The following is a 4,259-nucleotide window of genomic DNA, read 5'->3' on the forward strand; positions in this document are numbered from 1 at the left end:
ATTGAGTTATGATAAGTACCATAGAATGAAAATGAGAATTACATAATAATTAAATGAAAATTCTGAAATATTCTCTATTCAGAAAGAAGGATTTTAGATGAAGTACGACGCATATAAAATTATGCTAAATTCAATTGGAATGGAACAAAGAGGAGACTACGCATATTTACACGAAGGTACTAGAGTAATAATCGGTAGAGCCAGCCGACATTCTAAAGCTGATTTTCTTATATTCAATAATTTCGTTTCTCGGGAGCATTGCGTCTTTTCTTTTAAAAATGGTTATCTCTATGTGGAAGACTTAAATAGTAAACACGGAACAGCTTTAAACGGCCATGATCTCACTCCTCACCAACGCTATCAAATTATAGAAGGTGACGTTGTTACATTAGTAAATGGTCTCATAGAATTATATATTGATATAGACAATCAAGTAACAAGAGAAATAACACTCACAAGCTTATTTCCTCGAAGTAATGTACTTTTAAGTGATACTATTCAAACCATTTACGTGAATGATGAGCAAATCAAAATGCCTACTAAAGAATACGCTTGTTTTAAACTTTTATATGAAAATATAGGGAAGGTAATCACAAAAGAAGAAATTATTCATTGTGTATGGAATGAGCGTATTGGTGATCCTGAAAATTTAGTAGCAGATGAAGAAATAACATCATTAATATACAGAGTGAGAAAACGAGTAAAACAGCACTTCTCCATTAAATCCATTCCTCACAAAGGTTATTATTTAGAAAAAGAAGAACAAAAAAACCGTCATTCAAAATAAATGACGGTTTTTTCAATTATTAACTTTTGACGATATCCTTTAAAGCGCGTCGCAAAATCTTTCCTGTCGTATTCTTTGGAAGTTCTTCCATAAACTCCATATAAGTAGGAATTTTGTATTTGGCTAGATGCTCACTACAAAAACTCAATACATCTTCAACTGTTAATTCTGGATCTTTCTTAACAATAAAAGCATGCACCGCTTCTCCAAGGTTTGGATCAGGTACACCAACAACAGCAGCTTCAACGATGGATGGGTGTGCAAATAACACTTCTTCAACTTCACGAGGGTATACATTGTAGCCACCTACTAGTACTAAGTCTTTCTTTCGATCAACAATATAGAAGTAGCCATCCTCATCCATTTTTGCAAGGTCACCTGTATACAACCAGCCATCTTTAATAGTGAAAGCTGTTTCTTCTGGCATTTTGTAATAACCTTTCATTACATTATTACCTTGAACAACAAGCTCGCCTACTTCACCAACTGGTAATTCTTCGCCAATTTCATTTACAACTTTGTTTTTAACATTGAGAATAGACGTACCAATTGAACCTTCCTTACGTGGACGATCAAGAGGATTGAAGCATGTAACTGGAGAAGCTTCAGATAATCCGTATCCTTCTGACACAATTACATTGAATTTCTTTTCGAAGTTTTGAAGTAAAGCCACAGGCATGGAAGCGCCTCCAGAAATACACAATCGCAATGATTTAAAATCTTCTACATTCCCATCATACTGTAACAAGAAATTATACATAGTCGGTACACCAGCAAAAATAGTTGCTTTGTATTCCTCAGCAATGCGATAAATTTCACTTGGGCTAAACTTCGGAACAATTAATATTGTTCCCCCCATCATTAGCGGTGCATTCATACAAACTGTTAAACAAAACACATGGAACATTGGTAAGGTTGTAATTACACGATCATCATTATTAATCTTCAAATAGCTTCCCACATCTATTGCATTACTATATAGATTCTTATGAGTCAACATAGCTCCCTTAGGTTTACCAGTTGTACCTGAAGTATAAAGAATGACTGCTACATCATCATCAAGCAATTCTGGTGCGTTATAATTTACATCCCCGGATGCAACAACATTCATGAAACCTATCAACTTAGAGTGTGCACTCAACTTCGACAGATCGCTTTCTCCTTTATACTGTCCTGTTTCACAAATGATGAAATGCTCTATACTTGGTAAATGCTTATGCAAGCCTTCAACAAGTGGAAGCAATACATCAAGTGTAATAACAGCTTTTACATCACCATTTAATAAAACATAACTTATTTCATCAGGTGTATAAATTGGGTTAATTGGTATAACAGTTGCACCTGCTCGTAACACACCATAAAAACCAATTAAATAATGTGGAGAATTTCCCGTTATAAGAGCAACATGATCTCCCTTCCTAATTCCAAGCTTCGATAATCCAGAGGCAAACTTCGTAATAGAAGCATCTAATTCAGCATAAGTCTGTTTTTGATCAAGAAAACGGAAAGCAATTTTATTGCTATTCCCTAAAGCAGTTTGATGAAGCTGTGACGACAAATTCATAATATTCCTCCCCTTTGTACGAAAAAACATCATTCATCCTTCGTTGATGCGAAAACAATGCCAGTAATACCCCAGAAAATAAACAGATGCTACGTTGTTTAATTTGAACAGTTTAAACACATTCAAAGAAACCCTCATATTCTCAATGAAAGTGCACCCTGAACAAAGAATTGAATTAATTGAATGAATATTCACTCATTAATTCCTATCTATTATTATAGACAAGTAATTTTTAACCAGCAATACTAAATAATACCCTTTTCAAAAGAAAATCGGAGGTTGCCCCTATGCTTTGGCTATTTCTAATCGCTCCCTCGTATTAGTAAGTCTGAAGTGACCCCGATTACTTAAACAAAAAAAGCTGACACTATATTTGTGCCAGCTCTTTGTCTTAATAAATTAAATGTACAATTTCTTCTTTTGTTACATTACCAAAGTAATGTTGAACATCTATTTCACTTAACACGTTTTCAATAGCACCCTTCTCATACTGTACACCAGCAAGAAGCTCTTCAATCTCCTTCACATCGCCAACTCCAAAGAAATCACCATATATTTTACACTGCTCTATTACACCTTTTTTCACTTGTAAATGAAATTCAATAAGCCCTACAGGGAATCTTTTAGAGTTATTAATATTGAAATTAGGTGATTTTCCATAATTCCAATCCCAATTTTGGTAACGCTCTTTAGATAGCTGGTGGATATTGTTCCAATCCGCTTCTGTTAATACGTACTCTGGAATTTCTTCAGCACCTTCAAAAATATTCTTCAATAACGCCGAGCGGAATTCTTCAATTGCCATTGGCTCTGATAGAAATTCTGAAATATTAGCTACACGACTACGAACCGATTTAATACCTTTTGATTCAATTTTATCTTTTCTTACCTTTAATGCAGACACAACATGGTCCATTTCGGAATTAAATAGTAGTGTACCATGACTAAACATTTTACCTTTCGTAGAGAACTGGGCATTCCCAGAAATTTTTCTACCTTCTGCTAAAAGATCATTACGACCACTTAGTTCTGCATGTACGCCCATTTTCTTCAACGCTTGTACAACTGGCTCAGTAAACTTGCGGAAGTTATGAAAGCTATCTCCATCATCCTTCGTAATAAAGCTAAAATTCAAGTTACCTAAGTCGTGATAAACAGCTCCTCCACCAGATAAGCGTCTAACTACTTTAATTCCATTTTCCTCTACATACTCTGTATTAATTTCTTCAATGGTATTTTGATTCTTACCAATAATGATAGATGGCTCATTGATATAGAACAGCAAGTATGAATCATCTGTACCTAAATTCTTCAACGCATATTCTTCAATAGCTAAGTTAATCTGTGGATCTGTAATTCCTTTATTATCAATAAATAGCATGTGCTTTCCTCCAATATGAAACAATAAACATCAGTTAAATTACTTATAAACTAATTATAATCAAACATGGTTCACTAACTCAATAGCTCTGCCTATATGCATTTATCCTTTCCAATTTGAATAAAAAATGAGTGATTTTTAGCCCAATTTTCAAAAAAAATAAAAATTGTTATAAAACATAATTGACACAAACAACTCTGTTATAATACAATGTGAACATAACAAATTTAATCATCGATATTTTGAGAATACTATTTTCGCAATAATCAGAATTAGGAGGTAATCTAATGATTCAAAGTAGTATTGAATTTTTCAAAAATTTACCACCAAAAAAATGTACTGAGTGTGGTAACACAATTGAAGAACAACACGAATGCTATGGCAACAAATGTGATCAATGTAATCATTTATCTTAATCTTGGGTTCATCAAAATACTATAAATAGTATTTTGCTACCATATTGTGATGTCAGATTTCTGACTCATACTCCCTCTTTGCTTTTGTATGTACACCCCTAACTCGTACAT

The 4,259-nt window shown here is 33.7% G+C and carries 4 protein-coding genes; 2 read left to right on the forward strand and 2 right to left on the reverse strand.

All coding sequences use genetic code 11. The features are described from left to right. Positions 1-97 precede the first annotated feature (97 nt). A complete protein-coding gene (locus V7014_RS18210; RefSeq protein ID WP_335508973.1) occupies positions 98-787 on the forward strand; it encodes an FHA domain-containing protein in 690 nt (229 codons plus the stop codon). 19 nt (positions 788-806) lie between these two features. Here the strand turns inward: V7014_RS18210 and V7014_RS18215 are convergent, their stop codons facing one another. Continuing rightward, a complete protein-coding gene (locus tag V7014_RS18215; RefSeq protein ID WP_335508975.1) occupies positions 807-2,351 on the reverse strand; it encodes a fatty acid--CoA ligase family protein in 1,545 nt (514 codons plus the stop codon). 391 nt (positions 2,352-2,742) lie between these two features. Further along, the gene (locus tag V7014_RS18220; RefSeq protein WP_335508977.1) at positions 2,743-3,732 is read right to left on the reverse strand and encodes a lipoate--protein ligase; all 990 of its coding nucleotides are present in this window, start codon (positions 3,730-3,732) and stop codon (positions 2,743-2,745) included. A gap of 287 nt (positions 3,733-4,019) precedes the next feature. Here V7014_RS18220 and yhfH point away from each other — a divergent pair, with 287 nt between their 5' ends. Then, on the forward strand, positions 4,020-4,148 hold the full coding sequence (gene yhfH, locus V7014_RS18225; RefSeq protein WP_335508979.1) for a protein YhfH: 129 nt from the start codon (positions 4,020-4,022) through the stop codon (positions 4,146-4,148). Positions 4,149-4,259: the final 111 nt, after the last annotated feature.

Source organism: Bacillus sp. JJ722 (genome assembly GCF_036963345.1).
In the GTDB taxonomy this organism is placed as follows: domain Bacteria; phylum Bacillota; class Bacilli; order Bacillales; family DSM-1321; genus Bacillus_AD.